The sequence below is a fragment of the Mesorhizobium sp. genome (genome assembly GCF_004962925.1).
Taxonomy (GTDB): domain Bacteria; phylum Pseudomonadota; class Alphaproteobacteria; order Rhizobiales; family Rhizobiaceae; genus Mesorhizobium.
In genome coordinates this window covers 1-17,996 of sequence record NZ_SUEO01000137.1, presented here as the reverse complement: position 1 = coordinate 17,996, position 17,996 = coordinate 1, and the positions used below count along the sequence as shown (strand labels likewise).

The 17,996-nt window shown below is 61.9% G+C and carries 16 protein-coding genes and 1 pseudogene; 13 read left to right on the top strand and 4 right to left on the bottom strand.

The features are described from left to right. The first annotated feature begins 85 nt into the window (after nucleotides 1–85). The 10 genes and pseudogenes from E5W87_RS23665 to E5W87_RS23620 all read left to right on the top strand — a co-directional run bounded on the left by E5W87_RS23665 (nucleotide 86) and on the right by E5W87_RS23620 (nucleotide 9,069). The gene (locus E5W87_RS23665; protein ID WP_292402977.1) at nucleotides 86–976 is read left to right on the top strand and encodes a proline iminopeptidase-family hydrolase; all 891 of its coding nucleotides are present in this window, start codon (nucleotides 86–88) and stop codon (nucleotides 974–976) included. Between the two features lie 51 nt (nucleotides 977–1,027). Beyond that, on the top strand, nucleotides 1,028–1,966 hold the full coding sequence (locus E5W87_RS23660; RefSeq protein WP_292402974.1) for an ABC transporter permease: 939 nt from the start codon (nucleotides 1,028–1,030) through the stop codon (nucleotides 1,964–1,966). Further along, nucleotides 1,963–2,811 carry an ABC transporter permease gene (locus E5W87_RS23655; RefSeq protein ID WP_292402971.1) on the top strand — a complete coding sequence of 283 codons (849 nt, stop codon included), beginning with the start codon at nucleotides 1,963–1,965 and terminating at the stop codon, nucleotides 2,809–2,811. The genes E5W87_RS23660 and E5W87_RS23655 overlap by 4 nt, the downstream gene beginning before the upstream one ends. Beyond that, entirely contained in the window at nucleotides 2,808–4,484 is a 1,677-nt protein-coding gene (locus tag E5W87_RS23650; protein ID WP_292402968.1) for an ABC transporter ATP-binding protein, read from the top strand. The genes E5W87_RS23655 and E5W87_RS23650 overlap by 4 nt, the downstream gene beginning before the upstream one ends. A gap of 49 nt (nucleotides 4,485–4,533) precedes the next feature. Continuing rightward, a complete protein-coding gene (locus E5W87_RS23645; RefSeq protein ID WP_292402980.1) occupies nucleotides 4,534–6,033 on the top strand; it encodes an ABC transporter substrate-binding protein in 1,500 nt (499 codons plus the stop codon). 108 nt (nucleotides 6,034–6,141) lie between these two features. After that, complete coding sequence (locus E5W87_RS23640) at nucleotides 6,142–6,390, top strand: hypothetical protein (RefSeq protein ID WP_292402965.1); 249 nt, start codon at nucleotides 6,142–6,144, stop codon at nucleotides 6,388–6,390. Nucleotides 6,391–6,502: 112 nt separating this feature from the next. Beyond that, a pseudogene (locus E5W87_RS23635) lies at nucleotides 6,503–7,080 on the top strand (Spy/CpxP family protein refolding chaperone). Between the two features lie 42 nt (nucleotides 7,081–7,122). Continuing rightward, a complete protein-coding gene (locus E5W87_RS23630) occupies nucleotides 7,123–7,809 on the top strand; it encodes a response regulator transcription factor (RefSeq protein ID WP_292402963.1) in 687 nt (228 codons plus the stop codon). 17 nt (nucleotides 7,810–7,826) lie between these two features. After that, nucleotides 7,827–8,159, top strand: a complete 333-nt coding sequence (locus tag E5W87_RS23625; RefSeq protein WP_292402961.1) for a hypothetical protein — start codon at nucleotides 7,827–7,829, stop codon at nucleotides 8,157–8,159. Nucleotides 8,160–8,328: 169 nt separating this feature from the next. Beyond that, nucleotides 8,329–9,069, top strand: a complete 741-nt coding sequence (locus tag E5W87_RS23620; protein ID WP_292402958.1) for an ATP-binding protein — start codon at nucleotides 8,329–8,331, stop codon at nucleotides 9,067–9,069. A gap of 316 nt (nucleotides 9,070–9,385) precedes the next feature. Here E5W87_RS23620 and E5W87_RS23615 read toward each other — a convergent pair whose 3' ends face one another. The 3 genes from E5W87_RS23615 to E5W87_RS23605 all read right to left on the bottom strand — a co-directional run bounded on the left by E5W87_RS23615 (nucleotide 9,386) and on the right by E5W87_RS23605 (nucleotide 11,575). Then, a complete protein-coding gene (locus tag E5W87_RS23615) occupies nucleotides 9,386–9,772 on the bottom strand; it encodes a hypothetical protein (RefSeq protein WP_292402955.1) in 387 nt (128 codons plus the stop codon). A 356-nt stretch (nucleotides 9,773–10,128) separates the two neighbouring features. Then, nucleotides 10,129–10,305, bottom strand: a complete 177-nt coding sequence (locus tag E5W87_RS23610; RefSeq protein ID WP_023801603.1) for a hypothetical protein — start codon at nucleotides 10,303–10,305, stop codon at nucleotides 10,129–10,131. A gap of 346 nt (nucleotides 10,306–10,651) precedes the next feature. Further along, the gene (locus E5W87_RS23605; RefSeq protein ID WP_292402951.1) at nucleotides 10,652–11,575 is read right to left on the bottom strand and encodes a hypothetical protein; all 924 of its coding nucleotides are present in this window, start codon (nucleotides 11,573–11,575) and stop codon (nucleotides 10,652–10,654) included. A gap of 405 nt (nucleotides 11,576–11,980) precedes the next feature. Here E5W87_RS23605 and E5W87_RS23600 point away from each other — a divergent pair, with 405 nt between their 5' ends. Together E5W87_RS23600 and glf are read left to right on the top strand one after the other, a co-directional pair. Beyond that, nucleotides 11,981–13,153 carry a glycosyltransferase gene (locus E5W87_RS23600; RefSeq protein WP_292402948.1) on the top strand — a complete coding sequence of 391 codons (1,173 nt, stop codon included), beginning with the start codon at nucleotides 11,981–11,983 and terminating at the stop codon, nucleotides 13,151–13,153. Nucleotides 13,154–13,155: 2 nt separating this feature from the next. Beyond that, nucleotides 13,156–14,325 (top strand): UDP-galactopyranose mutase, encoded by a 1,170-nt coding sequence (gene glf, locus E5W87_RS23595; protein WP_292402945.1) that lies wholly within the window; start codon nucleotides 13,156–13,158, stop codon nucleotides 14,323–14,325. A 24-nt stretch (nucleotides 14,326–14,349) separates the two neighbouring features. Here glf and E5W87_RS23590 read toward each other — a convergent pair whose 3' ends face one another. Next, nucleotides 14,350–15,498, bottom strand: a complete 1,149-nt coding sequence (locus E5W87_RS23590; RefSeq protein WP_292402942.1) for a beta-glucosidase — start codon at nucleotides 15,496–15,498, stop codon at nucleotides 14,350–14,352. An 875-nt stretch (nucleotides 15,499–16,373) separates the two neighbouring features. Here E5W87_RS23590 and E5W87_RS23585 point away from each other — a divergent pair. After that, the gene (locus E5W87_RS23585) at nucleotides 16,374–17,834 is read left to right on the top strand and encodes a hypothetical protein (protein WP_292402939.1); all 1,461 of its coding nucleotides are present in this window, start codon (nucleotides 16,374–16,376) and stop codon (nucleotides 17,832–17,834) included. The last annotated feature ends 162 nt before the right edge of the window (nucleotides 17,835–17,996 follow it).

The window sequence follows — 17,996 nt, the reverse complement described above, 5'->3', positions numbered from 1 at the left end:
CCCTATCACTTCTTATAGCTGACGCACTCACAACGTTTCGCTTAAAATATGAGCATGCCTAAAAGCTGTGCATTCGGAGCGTATCATGTGGCGTGAGATGGCGGCCGACGATCGCATCGACGTAAACGTCAACGGCTTTAAAGTCGTCGCCTACAGCTTCGGCTCCGGCAGCGAGACGGTGTTCTGCCTCAACGGCGGACCTGGCCTGCCCTGCGACTACCTTCGCGAATCGCACTCCTGCCTGGTAGATCAGGGATACAGGGTCGTGGCGTTCGACCAGCTTGGCACCGGCGACTCCGACCGGCCGACGGACGCCTCGTTGTGGACTATCGCGCGCTACGTCGAGGAGACCGAGACGGTTCGCAAGAGGCTAGGGCTCGGCAAGGTCCACATGTTGGGTCATTCCTGGGGCGGCTGGCTGGCGATCGACTATGCGCTTGCCTACCAGGAGAACCTGCAGACGTTGATCCTCGAGGATACCGTCGCCGACATGCCACATCTTGTGCTGGAACTGGAACGCCTGCGCGCCTCGCTGGGAGCCGAGACCGTATCGATGATGCAGAAGCACGAGGCGCAGGGAACCTACGATCATCCGGAATACATGGCGGCGGTGACGATCCTCAACTACCGCCATGTCTGCCGCCTGCCCGAATGGCCGGCGCCGGTGCGCCGCTCGCTAGACGACTGGAACATGGGACCCTACGCGACCATGCAAGGTCCGAACGAGTTTCTCTATATCGGCAATCTCAAGGACTGGAACCGGGTGCCCGACCTGCCCAGGATCAAGGTGCCGGTGCTGATCATGCATGGCGAGCACGACGAACTGACGCCAGCTTGTGGTCTTCGCATGAAGCTTGGCCTGCCGCAGTCGGAGTTGCACATCATCCCGAATGCGAGTCACATGCCCTTCTACGAGAACCCGGCTGCATACTATCCGATCCTTTTGGGGTTCCTCTCGCGCAACAAGGCAGGCTGATGCAGGCGGAATGCAGGTGGAAGGGAGCGGACGGGGAAACCCCTCAGGGCCATGCACCGCTATAGGTTCGTTCTATACCGCCCGCTTCAGTTCCTGCCGGTGCTGTTCGGCATCAGCGTCATCACGTTCATCCTTGTCCGGCTGATCCCTGGCGACCCCGCTCGCGTTCTGCTCGGGACCCGCGCCACCCCGGAAGCGATCACTCGCATCCGCGCGCAGTACGGCCTCGATGAGCCCCTGCTCGCCCAGTATTTCTACTTCCTGCGCAACCTCGCGGACGGCGAGATGGGGCGCTCGATCCTCTACAAGATCGATGTGCTGAAGCTGATCGCCACGCGCATCGAGCCTACTCTGATGCTGGTGCTTTGCAGCGTGGTGCTTTCGGTATTGATCGCCGTGCCGGTGGCGGCGATTGCGGCGCGCAATCACGGCAGGCTGGCGGACCAGGTGATCCGCATCGTTTCCACCATGGGCATCGGCTTCCCACCCTTCTGGCTCGGCCTGATGCTGATCATCCTATTCAGCGTCGAACTCGCCATCCTCCCGGTATCCGGTTACGGCAACACGCTATCTGAAAAGCTTGCGCATCTCGTGCTACCGAGCCTCACTGTGTCGCTGTCGCTGTCGACCGTTCTGGCGCGCAGTTTGCGTGCGGCGATGGTCGAAGGCTTGAGGTCCGACGTGGCGACTGCCGCACGCGCGCGCGGGATGCCGGAGAGCATCGTGTTCCGGCGCCACGTGCTGCCAAATTCGCTGGTGCCGACCGTCAACCTTCTCGCCGTGAACATAGGTTGGCTGATAGGCGGCACCGTCGTGGTGGAGACCGTGTTTGCGCTGCCCGGCATGGGCCAGCTGCTGGTGCGCGCCATCTTCTCGCGCGACTACATGGTCGTGCAGGGCGTGGCGATGGTCTTCGCCTGCGCCACCGTGCTGATCAACTTCCTGGCCGACATCGTCACGGTGGCTCTCGATCCGAGGGTGAAGCTGTGAGCGAGCCCTTTGCCGCCCCCGCGCTCGGTAGGAGCGGCCGCTTTCGCCGCCGCGGCACGCTGGCGGCTGGCGTCTTTCTGCTTGGCGCGTTCGTCGTCCTGGCGCTCGGCGCGCCGCTGATTGCGCCCTACGATCCGATCGCACAGGAGGCGACAGCACGGCTCCAGGGGCCGTCCTGGCTGCACCTGTTCGGGACGGACAATTTCGGCCGCGACATCCTCTCGCGCGTCATCTGGGGCACGCGCATCGACCTGAAGATCGCCGTCATCGGCGTCATCTTTCCCTTTCTCATCGGCACCACGCTGGGCACGGTAGCCGGCTTCTTCGGCGGGATAATCGACGCCATCTTCATGCGGCTGGTCGACATCATCCTGGCCTTCCCGTTCCTGGTATTGATGCTGTCGATCATTGCGATCCTGGGGCCGGGCCTGGCCAGTTTCTACATCGCCATGGCCCTCGTCGGCTGGGTGTCCTACGCGCGGCTCGTCCGCGCCCAGATGCTCGTGCTCAAGAACCACGACTACGCGGTTGCCGCGGTCAGCCTCGGCTTCAGCCGCACGCGCATCATGTTCCGGCACCTCCTGCCCAACGCCGCTGCCGGCTCGGTCGTCTTCGCGATGTCCGACGCGGTCCTCGTCCTGCTGAATGGCGCGGCCATCAGCTATCTCGGGCTCGGCGTTCAGCCGCCAGTCGCGGAGTGGGGCGTGATGGTGGCGGAAGGCCAAGCCTTCGTCACCACCGCGTGGTGGATCACGCTGTTCCCGGGGCTTTCGATCGTGACGCTCGCCTTTGCCTTTAGCATGATCGGCGACGGGCTGGCCGATTTGTTCGGGGTTCACGAATGATCGCGGCGCTGCTCAAAATCACCGACCTGACGGTCGTCCATGACGGTGACGGCGGGGAGCGTACCCTGCTTGACGCCGTGTCGCTCGACCTCGCTCCGGGAGAAGTGCTCGGGCTGGTCGGCGAGAGCGGGTCGGGCAAGAGCCTTCTCTGCCGCTCCCTCGTTAGGCTGCTGCCATCGAGCCGGCTCAGGATCAGCGGCGGCTCGATCACACTTTCCGGGCGTGAGCTGACGACTGCGCCGGAGGCCGAGATGCTCGCCGTGCGCGGCGGCGAAATCGGCATGATCTTCCAGAATCCGAGCAGCCATCTCGACCCGGTCATGAGGATCGGCGACCAAATCACCGAGGGGATCCGCTTTCACCAGCGGCTGGACGCCAGGGCGGCGCGCGCCGCGGCAGTGGATATCCTCGCCCAGGTCGGGTTTCCGAATCCGGCTCGGCATTACGATAGCTATCCGCACGAATTCTCCGGCGGCATGCGCCAGCGCGCCATGATCGGCGCGGCGCTATCGAGCAATCCCAGGATCCTGATCGCCGACGAGCCGACGACCGCACTCGACGTGACGATACAGGCGCAGATCCTGCGGCTTCTGATGGACATCCGCGCCAAGCGTGGACTCTCGGTGATCCTGGTCACCCATGATCTCGGCATTGTCGCCCAAGTCTGCGACCGCATCGCGGTGATGAGGCAAGGTCGATTGGTGGAGGTTGGAGAGAAGCGCGGTCTGCTTGCGGCGCCGGCGCACGCCTATACCCGTTCGCTGATCGCCAGTCATCCCTCGCTGCCGGAGGAGGACATGCCGGAAAAGACTGGGAAGCGCCAGGCACCCGGAGCGGTGCCGCTGGTCGACATCGAGAAGCTGCATGTACGCTTCGCCACCGGCGGCCTGTTCCGGCGAGGCGCGGTTGATGCCGTCAAAGAGGTCACGCTCCGTGTCATGCCGGGCGAAACGGTCGGGCTTGTCGGCGAATCCGGAAGCGGCAAGAGCACTCTGGCGCGCGCCGTCCTTGGCCTTACGCCGGTCTCGTCAGGCACGATACGTTTCGATGGTGCGGACATCGCCTCGGGTCGCGCAGTCCTCGCCAGGCTGCGACGCCAAACCGCCATGGTTTTCCAGGACCCCTACAACGCCCTCAACCCTCATCTTACCGTTGGCAAGATGCTGGCGGAGGTCCTGCGGGTACAGGGCAAGATCGAGACCGCGCAAATACCAGCACGCTGCGGCGAACTGCTCGACCTGGTCGGCCTGGGGCGCGCGTTCCTCGACCGCAAGCCGCGCACGATGAGCGGCGGCCAATGCCAGCGCGCCGGCATAGCTCGCGCACTTGCCGTCGACCCGAAACTGATCATTGCGGACGAATGCGTGGCCGCCCTCGACGTCACCATCCAGGCGCAGATCGTGGAGCTGTTCCGCGAACTGGTGGAGCGTATGTCGCTCACGCTGATATTCATCGCCCACGATCTCGCCATCGTGCGTAATCTCTGCCAGCGTGTAGTGGTGATGCACCGCGGCGCGATTGTCGAGGAAGGTCGGTCGGAGGAGGTGTTCTCCCGGCCGAAGCATGCCTACACCGCCGCGCTGATCGCCGCCGTTCCGCATATCGATCCGGACAAGCCGCTGCTTGCTCCCTCGAAGATGGCGACCGCGCAGGCCGACGGGGTCGCAAACTGAAAACCAGAGGCAAACCAGAAGGGGAATACGGATGTTAAGAAGCAAATGGATGCGCATCGGCCTGGTCACCGTTATGACCAGCCTGTCCCTGGGGGCGACGCTCGCAGAAGCCGCCGGCATACTGACGATCGGTCGGCGCGAGGACTCGACCACCTTCGATCCGATCAAGACCGCCCAGAACATCGATCTGTGGGTGTTCGCAAACGTCTATGACGTGCTGATCCGCGTCGACAAGACCGGCACCAAACTGGAGCCCGGTCTCGCCGAGAGCTGGGAGGTCAGCCCGGACGGCCTCACCTATACGCTCAAGCTGCGCGACGCGAAGTTCTCGGACGGCTCCGACCTGACGGCCGACGACGTGGTGTTCAGCCTCACCCGCATCAGGGACGACGAAGGCTCGCTATGGGCGGATCCCTTCAAGGTGATGGATACGGTCGAGGCAACCGATCCGAAGACCGTCACGATCAAACTCAAGCAGGCGACCGCGCCATTCCTGGCGACGCTGGCCTTCCCGATCGCCTCAGTGCTTTCCAAGAAGGGCTTCGAGACGCTCGGTCCGGAGAAATATGCCGAAGCGCCTGTCGGCTCCGGCGCCTTCACTATCACGGAATGGCGGCGCGGCGACCGTGTCATCCTGGCGAAAAACCCGCATTTCTGGGAGGCCGATCGTGTGAGTCTCGATGGCATCGAGTGGATCTCCGTGCCGGACGACAACACCCGCATGCTGAACGTGCAGGCCGGCCAGCTCGACACCGCGATCTTCGTGCCATTCTCGCGCGTCGCCGAACTGCAGAAGGATTCCAACCTCACCGTCCATCTAGACCCGTCGACCCGCGAGGATCACCTGCTGATTAACCACGAGCATGGCGCGCTGGCGAAGAAGGAGGTGCGGCAGGCCCTCGACATGGCCATCGACGAGCAGGCTGTGGTCGACACGGTAACGTTCGGCTACGGCGAGGTTGCAAACTCCTACGTCCCGAAGGGCGCGCTCTATTACTACGCCGACAATCTGAAGCGGCCCTACGATCCGGAAAAGGCCGAGCAGATACTGGCCGACGCCGGGGCTTCGGACCTGACGCTCAACTACGTCGTGCGCGCCGGCGACGAGATCGTCGAGCAGACGGCCGTGCTGCTGCAGCAGCAGCTCGCCAAAGCCGGCGTCACCGTCAACATACAGAAGGTCGACCCCAGCCAGGAATGGGACATGTTGGTGGCCGGCGACTATGACCTCGGCGTCAACTACTGGACCAACGACATCTTGGACCCAGACCAGAAGACCACCTTCGTGCTCGGCCACGACGCGAACATGAACTACATGACCCGCTACAACAACGAAAAGGTCAAGGAGCTGGTCGCGGCCGCACGCACCGAGATGGATCCGGCCAAGCGCGAGCAAATGTACACCGACCTGCAGAAGATGGCCAAAGAGGACGTCAACTGGATCGATCTGTACTACAGCCCGTTCATCAACGTCTCGCGTAAGAACATCGAGAACTTCTACCAGAATCCGCTGGGCCGGTTCTTCCTGGAGGACGTGGTCAAGAACTAGGTTTGGGAACGAAACCGCGGGACGCCGCTTGGCGGCGTTCCGCGGCTTCGTGACGACACGCTTGGCGTCCCGCCCGTCTGGTCACCGCGCGTCGTTTGTCGGGATGAAGTGAGTGATCTGCTGCTGTCGCTAATTCCGCTTTCTGATAGTTCCGCGCTGATTGCGGACGGTCCGCTGACGGCCCAAACGCGACATCCGAGTAGTGGCTTGGCGATGTCCGTAGTTGGCTCATCCTTCCTGTTCGCAAACCGTAAAGATGACCCTTACGGCCACATCGATCAGATCAAACTCAAGACCACGGGGTTTCAGGAAGGGTGGAGAACCTTCCGCAGCACTCCCGCCTCCCCGCCGCAATAGCGCCTTTGCCGGCTTCACATAACTTTACATTCGCCCGCAACGGCCGAAACATTGCTCTCCTAGTCTGGCCCAGTCGCGGCAGAGATGCCGCATGATCGAAAGGACCAGCGTCATGGAAACGAACCATCAGGAACCGGCCGGCCTCTCCGGCGCGCCGCGGAAGAAGGGCTGGGGCAAGCGCATCGCCATAGGCGGCATTGCGATAGCGGCGCTTGCCGGCGTCGGCGTCTCGGCGCGCTCAGCCAGGATTACGGGCGCATGCAGCGCTTCGGCATGAGCTGGGGCGACGGCGGGCCCGGCATGCACACGAAGGCGAACTTCGGCCACAACATGGGGTTCGGCGGCCCGGGTTTCGGCGGGCATCACCTTGAGCGCATGCTCGAGGAGGTCGACGCCACGCCCGAGCAGGAAGACAAGCTGGAGGCGATCATGGACAAGCTCCACGACGATGTCCGCCCGATCATGCGCGGCTTCCGCGACACGCGAGACGATGTCGCCAAGCTGCTCGGTGCCGCAACCATCGACCGCGAGGCGGCGGAGAAGCTGCGCGCCGAGCGCGTCGCGGCGGTCGACGAGGCCTCGCGCAAGCTGACGACGGCGCTGCTCGACGCCGCCGAGGTGCTGACGGCCGAGCAGCGGGCGAAGCTGGTCGAACATTTCGAGGATCGCGGCTGGCACCGCCGCTGGTAAGCTCTGTACCGGCACAGTTTCGAATCGGAGCAACAAACGAGCATGGCGGACCAGGTTCTCATCGTCGACGACGACAGGCGCCTGTCCGCCATGCTCGCGGAATATCTGACGGGCAACGGCTTTCGTGTGCGAGCGGCGGAGACGGCGGGCGCAGGCATTGCCGAGATCGCGCGGCTGTCGCCCGATGCCGTGGTTCTCGACGTCATGCTGCCCGACATGGACGGCTTCGAGGCGCTCAAGCGCATCCGCGCGAACTCCGATGTGCCGGTTCTGATGCTGACGGCGCGAGGCGACGAGACCGACCGCATCGTGGGGCTGGAAATAGGCGCCGACGATTATCTGCCGAAGCCGTTCAATCCGCGCGAGTTGCTGGCGCGGCTGAAGGCAATCCTGCGCCGCCGCAACGCCGGCGCGAACGCCTCGCCGCGCATCCTGCGCTTCGGACGGCTGGAGATCGACCCTTCGTCGCGCTCGGCCCGCGTCGACGGGCGCGACTGCCCGATGACCAGCTACCAGTTCGACCTGCTGGTGGCGTTCGCCGAAAATGCCGGGCGCACGCTGTCGCGCGAGCAGCTCATGGACATGGTCAAGGGCGAAGAACTGGAAGCGTTCGACCGGTCGATCGACGTGCATGTCTCGCGCATCCGCGCCGCGATCGAGACCGATCCGAAACATCCTCGCCGCATCATTACGGTACGCGGCGCGGGCTATGTCTTTGCCCGTTTCTAGGACGGTGACAGATCGCCATGCGCAACAGCCTTTTCGTCAAGATTTATCTCACCGTGCTCGTCAGCCTCGCCGTAGTGGCGATCGCCAGCGCGATCTTCGTACGCATGGGCCAGGAACGCGAACATGCTGGCTGGAGTGGCCGGCGCGACGCCTTCATCGAGGCGATGCTGCCGGCGGACACCGACCCCGCCTTGCTGCAGCCGACGGTGGAGCGCCTCTCCGCGGCCTTCGATGCCGACATCTCCGTCTACGGTCCGCAGGGTCGGCTGCTCGCAGCGGCCGGCCGGCCGATCCCCCGCAAGAGATCGGATCCCGGCGCAGGATGCATCCCGGCGGGCAACACCTGCTGATCAGCCGGCAACCGGACGGAAGGGTGATCGCGGCGCGGCTGAGAATGCCGTTCGGCCCGGCCGGCCGCAGCCCACTTGCCTTTCTCGCGCTGATCGCCGCGATGATAGGGCTTGCCGCCTTTCCGGTCGTGCGTCATCTCACACGCCGCCTTGAAGCGTTGCGCCAGGCGTGGATCGCTGGGGCGCAGGCGCTCTCGACACGCGCGTCGCCGTGCGCGGCAGCGATGAGGTGGCGGCGGTGGCGGCGAGCTTCAACCGCGCCGCCGAGCAGATCGAGCGGCTGCTTGCCGCGCACCGCTCGCTGCTTGCCAATGCCAGCCACGAGTTGCGCTCGCCGCTTGCGCGCCTGCGCATGGCGATCGACCTCGACGCGGACGGACAAAGCGGCCCGGTGCGCGACGAGATCGTGCGCGACCTCGCCGAACTCGACGCGCTGGTGGAGGAAATCCTGCTCGCCAGCCGGCTCGACCATATCGAGAAGCTGGAACGGGTGGAGCCGGTGGATCTGCTGGCGCTCACGGCCGAGGAAGGCGCGCGCTCCGGCGTCGACGTCTCAGGCGAGCCCGGTGTCGTGTCGGGTGACCCGACACTGCTCACGCGGCTGGTTCGCAATCTCATGCAGAACGCGCAGAGACATGGCAGTCCGCCGGTCAGCGCGCATGTGGGAACCGAAGGCGGCTCTGTGGTGCTCCAGGTGCGCGATCACGGACCGGGCCTGCCGGAAGGTACCGGCGAGCGCGTCTTCGAGCCGTTCTTCCGACCACAGGGCCGCAGCGAGACGGCCGGGGGCTGGGGCCTCGGCCTGTCGCTGGTGCGCCAGATCGCCTCGCATCACGGCGCAACCGTGCACCACAAATCGCCGTCCGGCGGCGGCGCCTGCTTCGTCGTCACGTTTCCGGCAATATCTTGATACGGCGGGCGCATACCCTTGTGAAAGCAGGCCCCAGGCGGGGCGGAAGGAAGGTATGATTAACGCACGATTTCCCGACGGCGAGATCATCGAAACCAGGAAGAGCCAGGGTTTCGCTGGCGGCCGTTGTGCGCCCAACTGAATGTCTTGGAGGGTCAGGGTTTGACGGTGCTCTTGCCTCAGGGCGGAGGTCTGTAACGGCAGGCCGCGACGTACGGGACCACATTCGAGAAGGTCTGGAGATGGCGCTCCTTGCTCGTTCCCGTGGTTGACACAGTTGACTGCAACGCATTAAGGCGCGACGCGGAAGCCGGTTCTATGCCTTCCGCATCGTCGAGCGGAGAAGAGCCTGCATGTGCTCTGCCGGGTCGAGTTCGCCGCGCGCCTCGATCTTCAGAAGATATCGTGCCTTGGCCCGGCGATCGCCCTCCTTGACCGCAGGATAGGCGCATACAGCCAGCAGCGCCCTTTCCTCGGCCCGGCTGGCTCTATCGCGGTCGCGGTTACTGCCGTCCATTTCGTGGATTGCCTTGCCGAACGCCGCGTACGCTGCCTTGTGCGCCATGATCAGCGCCCGCAGATCGCGGGACGGTTCCCGGTCCCGGCGTCGCGGCTCTGTTGCGAAAGCCGTTGCCACTACCGTCGAGGCGATGACGGCGCTGCCAGAGCTGAGAAGCAAGGTGCGGCGGTTGATCCTGGACATGGTGAACTCTCCTCTTCACTTCATGGCAGGCTGGCAGATCGGTGTCGTAAACATCGGCCGGCCGCGCTCTCACCGTAGCACGACTGTCGGAACATTCATGTCAGGATGGTTGGCACCGTTAGCCGCGTTACGGCCAGGGCATGGCTAGGGCGACCGCGGGGATCGGCATCTCGCGAGACTTTTCGATTCCAAACATCGGTTTAACGACACCTCGCTCTTTGGGTTCGTGGCGCGGCATTGGCCAAACATCGACAATGAAGGCCAACCAAGCGGTTGGCTTGTTTGCGACGACGGCTCGATCGACTCGGCGGACTTCATCCACTTTGATGACGCTACGCTTTGAACGCCAGGGCGTCTCACCTCTTCTTGGTGGCTGCCGATGCGTTCTGCCCAGCCTTCCCGCTTGCTTTGGCATCCTTGGAATGCGCCGCCAAAGCGGGCCCGGCGCCGGTGTCTTTCTGCATGTTTCCGCTGCTCGATTTCGCAGGGTTTGCTGTTTTGAAACTCTTGAGCAGTTTGCTGAAGAAACCCATCGTCGCCTCCATTAAAGCACCGGTAGGCAGAAATGCCCCGCTACCTCCTTGGTTCCGCGGAATCTGATACTGTCGCATTGGCTATGAAGAGAGTGAGAATTCCCCGCTACCTTTCGGGCAGCGGGGTTCCTCGATCAGAGGCGGTTGAGGTCACGAGCCCGATCCCGCTCGATCTCGTCGGGAGTATAGTCTTCCGCCTCGGCGTCAAATCCTGTCCAACCGCCGGCCTCGTAGTCTCTGCGACGTTCGGCTAAGTCGACCGATCTGGATTGATTGAGGATCTGCTCGGCACGCGGCAGCAACCCGATTACAAAGATGATTATCTGAAGTGGGCTGGTCGTCCCTGTTAGGCGACTCGTGAAAGGACTTGCTGATCCAGGTCGCACCTAGCCAGTCCGAAACGCCAGCGATGGTTCGTTGCCTCACGTCTGCTCTGGTAGAACAAAGTCAGTTTCCCGCCCTCGATCATCACCGTCGAATGGCCGTTCTCCCCAGGCTCACCAGGGTCAAGCACCGGGCCGACCGACACGTAGGGGCCCTGGACGTCGTCGGCGATGGCGAAGAATACGCGCTGACGACTTCCGCGCGGACCGTCGGGAAGGAAGCAGGTGGCGTTGAGAAGCACGCGACCGTCGGGCAATTCGACCAGTTGGGCGCCCTCGATCCCCCATTCGTAGTCCGGATGCTCGCGCGCATTGTGATGGGGAACGTCGAGATGGTCCAATATCTTGCCGAGACGTTTCCATGGCCCGAACCAGGAATCGGATTGGCTGCGCGCCAGATAGATATCAGGCTGCGGCACCCTGGTGAATTTAGGCATGCCTGAATAGACGATGTAGCGCTTGCCGCCGATAATCGCCGGATGGGGATCGTAGATACCGTCCTCATCGGTGTCCGGCAGGGACAATATCGCCGGATTCAGCACCACCCAGTTGAAGCCATCATTGGAAACCGCATGCTCGCAACGTCCCCCCGACTTCATGAATTCGGTCTGGATAAACATATGGAAGACGCCGCATTCATGAATGACGCCGGGCGCCGCTATGCCCGATCCAGTTACCGCCAAGTCGAGCGCCTCATGCTCGGTCCACGGCCCGTAAAGGTCCGGAGCCGTGGCATGTAGTATATTCCAGCTCTCGGTCGTGACAGTGCCGCTGGAACCGAAGACGTGCCAAAGCGCGCCGTCGAACACCGGACAGGGATCCTTCAGATCATCCACGGACTGCGGGTGAAACAACGGAAAGACGTTGGTTTCAAAGTTGAACTTCATTCCTTGCGGCTCTCTCACGGTGGCTGCCCTCTTCGGCCATCTGTGGCGACCAAAACGAATCATGCGCGGCTCGTTAACTCTTATACCTGCGCTCATGAATGGTGGTTGAACGATTGAGCGGATTTCAGCCGTTCTGTGGCAATGCGCCACATTTGGCGAGATCTGAAGCTGCAAGGGCCCCCGCCTTGGCCGAGGCGACATGTCCGTCAGGTGTTGGTAGCAGCGCCGCTTCTCTTCGAACAATTACGCAAGTGGCCGGCTCGGCGGCTACAGCCAATTAAAATCCGTGGAACAACTTACTCAAATGAAAGTTAGATGTGCGGATGAAGGCTTTATTAGGAGCATGCTTCGATTAACATATGTTAATCGGGAGAATTACAGGCTATAACCAAAGAGGCTTCTTACATGACAATAGCGGGTGGCAAAAAAAATAAATCAATTACCCCCATAAAATCGTCTATTATACTTTGCTTTTCTCACCTCAGGTGGGATTTCGTACACCAGCGCCCGCAGCATATTCTGACGCACGCCTCAAAACAGCAGCAGCTAATTTACTTTGAGGAGCCGATCTACGAGGAAATACGCTATCCTTCGATGCGGGTGAACGCTCGATCTGCAATGATCACAATCGTAACCCCGGTTCTTCCGGCCGGCATTTCCGCAACAAAGGAGGACGCTATCCAGCGCAGATTCGTCGACAAGATCGTCAACTCAACTCCGCATGACCGGCTGACTATATGGTACTACACGCCCATGGCGCTGCGTTTCAGTGACCATGTAGCCTGCGATGTATGCGTCTACGACTGCATGGATGAACTCTCCGCCTTCAAGAACGCACCGGCAGAGTTGACGCAGATGGAAAAAGCGCTGTTCCAGCGCGCTGATGTCGTGTTCACGGGCGGGCAGAGTCTGTACGAGGCCAAGCGAAGCCTCCATAAGTCGATCTTTCCCTTCCCAAGCAGCATCGACATTGCGCATTTTCACAATGCAAGAGAGCCCGGCGATGACCCTGTAGACCAGGCAGACATACCTCACCCGAGAGTGGGCTTCTTCGGCGTGATCGACGAACGGCTCGACGTTGAAATGATCGCACAGGCGGCTGCGGCAATGCCCGAAGTGCATTTCGTCATGCTCGGCCCGGTGGTCAAGATCGACCCGCTAAGCCTGCCGCGCGCAAGTAACTTGCATTGGCTGGGTGCCAAGCCCTACGCCGACCTGCCTGGCTATCTCAGGCACTGGAGCGCCGGCTGGATGCCCTTCGCGCTCAATGAGGCGACACGCTATATCAGCCCGACCAAAACTCCTGAGTTCCTGGCCGCCGGACTGCCGGTGGTCTCCACGGCGATTGTGGACGTCGTGCGCACCTATGGTGCCGAAGGCCTGGTCGACATTGTTGACGCCGAAGACATCGAAACCAAGCTTCGGTCCCTTCTGTCACGTCCCCGGAATTTCCTGTTGAAGGAAGTCGATGCCTACCTCGCTAACATGTCCTGGGAACGAACGTGGGACGCAATGGCTGCCCATATTCAGCGCGCCTATGCAATGAAAAGCATTGTGCCTTTGCGCCGGGGAGCCTGACCATGTTCGATTGGTTGATTGTCGGCGCCGGCTTCGCTGGCAGCGTGCTCGCCGAACGCATCGCATCGCAACGGCAGGAAAGCGTCCTGCTCATCGACCGGCGAAATCACATCGGCGGCAACGCTTATGACTGTTACGATGAAGCGGGGATTCTGGTCCACCGCTATGGGCCGCATATATTCCACACCAACGCCCGATCGATCATCGACTACCTCTCGCAGTTCACCGAATGGAGGCCTTACGAACATCGCGTACTGTCTTCGGTCGACGGAAAACTGCTGCCGATACCGATCAACCTCGACACGATCAATCGCCTGTACGGTCTTGAATTGACGCCCGAGCAGTTGGAGGAGTTCTTCGCATCCCGGCGAGAAACGGTCGAGGAGGTCCGGACCGCCGAAGACGTGGTTGTGAGCACCGTTGGCAGGGAACTCTACGAAAAATTCTTTCGCGGCTACACAAGGAAGCAGTGGGGCGTCGATCCGGCCCAACTAAGCAAGTCCGTGACTGCGCGGGTTCCTACCCGGACCAACCGCGATGATCGCTACTTTGGCGACACTTTCCAGAATATGCCGGCTGGCGGGTATACTCGCATGTTCCAGCGCATGCTGGACAACCCGAGGATCAAGATCATGCTGCAGACCGACTATCGCGAAATTCGCGACACGATCCCCTTTCAGCGGCTGATCTACACCGGGCCGATTGATGAATATTTCGATTGGAGCCTTGGTCGCCTGCCTTATCGGTCACTGCGATTCGAGCACGTGACGCTTGATTGCGAGCAGTTTCAGCCGGTCGCCGTTGTCAATTATCCGCAGACGGAAAACTATACCCGCATTACCGAGTACAAGCATCTGACCGGTCAGCAGAGCCCGAAGACCAGCCTGACTTACGAATATCCAACCGATATCGGCGATCCCTATTACCCGGTGCCGCGGGCGGAAAACGAGGCGCTGTACAAACGCTATGAAGCACTGGCGGCGGCGTGCCCCGACGTGTGGTTCGTCGGGCGCCTGGCCACGTACCGCTACTACAATATGGATCAGGTTGTCGGTCAGGCTTTGGCGACGTTCGCGCGCATTCAACAGAGCCTGCCGGCAAACGGCACAGTGCAGATGCTTGCGCAGCGGACGACGCTCGGCCAACATTCGGAGCAGTTCCCCACCTACTGACGTAGCCCGCTCCTTCTTCGACCGCTACGAAACACCTGCCGCGAACAATCTGCGCTGGCGATCCAATTCATCGGCAACCGGCTGGCGAAGACTGCGCGAACCGTCGGCATGAATCGTAGAGAACAAGCCGACTTCCGCGTGGCGCGAATTGTCCCAGCCGGGATACGCGGTCACCGGGTACAGGCATATACCCTGAACCGGGGCACCACGGCTCATTGCGTCACGGACCTCATCGCAAACATAATGGAGCCATGCCGGCCGGCCTGATCCTTCAGCGCCTGTCTCGGCGATGAACATGGGCTTTCTGTAGCGCTCTGCGACTTCAACTAGCATGTCGGAAAGCGCCCGATATTCGTGGTGGCCCATCGGTATCGTTGGCCCGTGAAAGTACCATTGATTGTGCGGATAAAAGTTAAGTCCGATGACGTCGACACAGTCCTCGCTGCCGCCCAATTCGGGCTCGGCACGTCCCGTCAGCATGTCATAGGCTTCAAACTGGCCCTGACGAACATTTTCCGCGCGCCGCTGCTCGGCACGACTACGATCGCGGGGCGCAACATGGATTAGCGGTTCAGCCCATATGAACCGGCAACCAGGTTCGGCATCGCGCATCGCCTTGGCGCCGGCAACCGCTGCCCTCACCAGCTGTCGCTTGAACCATCCCCGCTTCTTCGGCCCCACGCGTGGGAAATAGCCGACCTCTATCGCCCATGCAAAAAATGAGATCTCATTGATCGGGCACACCAAGGGAGCTACTCCCGTGACGGAGCGGTGGACCCGGACAGCTTCAGCGGCGAAGCGGACATAGGCCTCTATAAAATCTGGGGCGCCTTGGTCTACGTGATCTGGTGAGCCATAGTGGAAGATATCCCAGACGACCTGCACCCCCGCCGCGTGGGCTGCTTCGATCATTGAGATCCAACCCGACCAGTCGAAGACTCCGGGCGCAGTTTCAATCAAGTGCCAGCGCAAGCCGTCGCGGATCGTATGAAGCCCAAGGGCAGCACAACTGCGATAGTCGGCGAGAGCGTGTTTATCGTGTGCGGTCGCGCGAATCAAATCAAGGCGCACTCCGTCGCCGCGCCGATGCGATGAACACTCGAAACCAGCCATGAAGAAGCTGGCAAACGCGGACGGGCATGCGCCTGGCGGACGTGCCGGCTCGTTGCTCATACGTGCGACCCGTCGGCCAAGACTCGCGCCAGAGCTCCCACTAGGCCATCGGCCATTGCTAGGCGATCGACCATTGCCAGTTTCGACCCCCACCACAATTTCATTCGGGCCGCCATCACGTCGCCTCTGAGTTGTACGGGTGCAAGCGACGAATGTTGATCAAGCGAACGCGAGCGGGGCCGAGTCCAGGTGTTGCCGGTGAGCAGGGCGACCTCAGGATGACAGACTGGGGCTCTGAAGCCGAGCCTCGTTGATCGTCGTCGCGCTGCATAGTCCCTCCTAATGGAATGCGAGGAAGGAGAAGATCGCAAGCACGACAACGATAAAACCGATGAGATGGCGCAATCTCCCCCACATCGCGTACCGAACTTGCCTGCGAGCGTGAGGTTCCCTTCGGCTGAGATATTTCTGGTTCGGCGGGCGACCTGCTCTTTGTCGACGAAGCGGCGCACTACATCCATGTCGGTACGATCAATGGGAATCCATGTCGGTACGATCAATGGGATCGCCCGCGGCGGTGTTCCGGCCGTCGAGACGAGACGATCGAAAGCCCCGACTTCGTCGAACAGCCATGCAATTTCCGCCTCCTTCGTCACGTCGGCGGCGAGGGTTCTGACACGACGATCCGCACCTAGCGTGCGTTCTGCGGCCTGCAACTTATCTGGTGACAGACCGACGATCATCTGGGACGGAGTCGACATTGCGATACGCTACGGCGCGCGCGGTTATGAGGGGGCGGCGTCGGAGTTCCTGCCGAGGAGGGCGTCTCTTCAGTCTGCAGTCCGGAGTTGCTGTACGGAGAACATCCGCTGCCCGGCGAAACATTTTGCCACCGCGGCAGTTATACTGCTCTGCGGACGAAATTCGAGCATGCCTTGAACGATATTAGATTGGCGATACCGCTGGTCGGCGAAGTGGAAGACCCTGCGCCGAGATCGGCTGCGGGCCTGCCTTGGATCAAGGTGGCCGGTTCCTATTTCGTCACCGAGAACGGCCAGTCATGGACGCCGATTGGGCAGAACGATGCGGTAAGCTGGCCCGAACTCAATGGCCTGTTCCGGCGCGCCGATATGGCCGGCGTGGAAAGCCATCTCCGTTGGCTGAAGGAAAGCGGTGTCACCTGCCTCAGGCTGATGCTGGAATATGCCCAGGTTCGCCACCGCTACTTCGAGAAGCCGCAGGGCCGCTTCGTGCCGGCTATGGTTCAATTGTGGGACGACCTCTTTCGTCTTTGCGAAAGACAAAGCTTAAGAATCCTGCTCACCCCCTTTGATACGTTCTGGCAGTGGCTCCACTGGCGCCACCACCCCTACAACCGCAATAACGGAGGCGTGCTGGACCACCCGTCGCGATTCCTGGTCTGCGCCGAGACGCGCCGCGCGATCAAGGCCCGGCTGGAATTCGTGGTTCGCAGATGGAGCGGCAGCGGAGCCCTCTTCGCATGGGACCTCTGGAACGAGATCCATCCCGAGCAGTCTCAGGGCAGCGCGGATGGCTTCGGCGACTTTATCCATGATCTCAGCGATTTTGTGCGCCGGCTGGAAACGTCACTTTACGGCCGCTCTCACCCCCAGACCGTCTCGCTGTTCGGACCTGAGCTTCGCTGGCGGCCCCACATGCCGCTGCCCGGGCCGATCTTCCGCCACCCAGACCTCGACTTCGCCTCCCTCCATCTCTACGAGGAGGGCACGATCGATGACCCCAGTGACACGGTGGCGCCGGCGCTCGGCATGGCGCGGATCGTCGGAGAGGCGCTCGGCGAAATCCGTGACGGCCGCCCTTTTCTCGATTCCGAGCACGGACCGATCCACTCGTTCAAGGACAAGAAGATCACGCTTCCGGAACCTTTCGATGATGAATATTTCCGCCATTTGCAATGGGCTCACCTGGCGGCGGGGGGCGCCGGTGGCGGCATGCGGTGGCCAAACCGCACCCCGCACGTGCTCACCCCCGGCATGCGGCGGGCGCAGGGTTCGCTGGCCGATTTCCTCCCTCTGATCGACTGGGTTTCGTTCCGGCGTGCCCATCTCGGCAACAGGATGCGGGTTTCCGGTCCCGACGCCGCGGCTGTTGCCTGCGCTGACGGTTCTCAGGCAGTGGTCTGGCTAGTTCGCCGCGACACGATCGGGCCAAACGGTATGCTGCGTGCCGGCGCTGCGCCGGTTCCGGCCGCCTTGCAGCTGCCCGGGTTGGCTCGCGGCACCTATCGCGTCATCGCCTGGGATACCAACGCCGGCAGGCAAACAGCGGAATGGCAAGCGAATTCGGACGGCTGGCTGAAGCTTGATGTGCCGCCGTTCTCCGCCGATGTCGCGCTTGCCATCCGCGGGGTCTGAGCAGGATGGGGACTGCGCCTGAAGGTATTCATACGCTCGCGATCTGACTTGCCATAGCCCATGATGAGCCGTCCTTGCAAACTCGTCGCCAATGCTGATGTCAGTGATTGCGCCAAGCGAAGATGCGCGGAGATTCCAAGTGATCTGCGCGCTAAGTGTTGT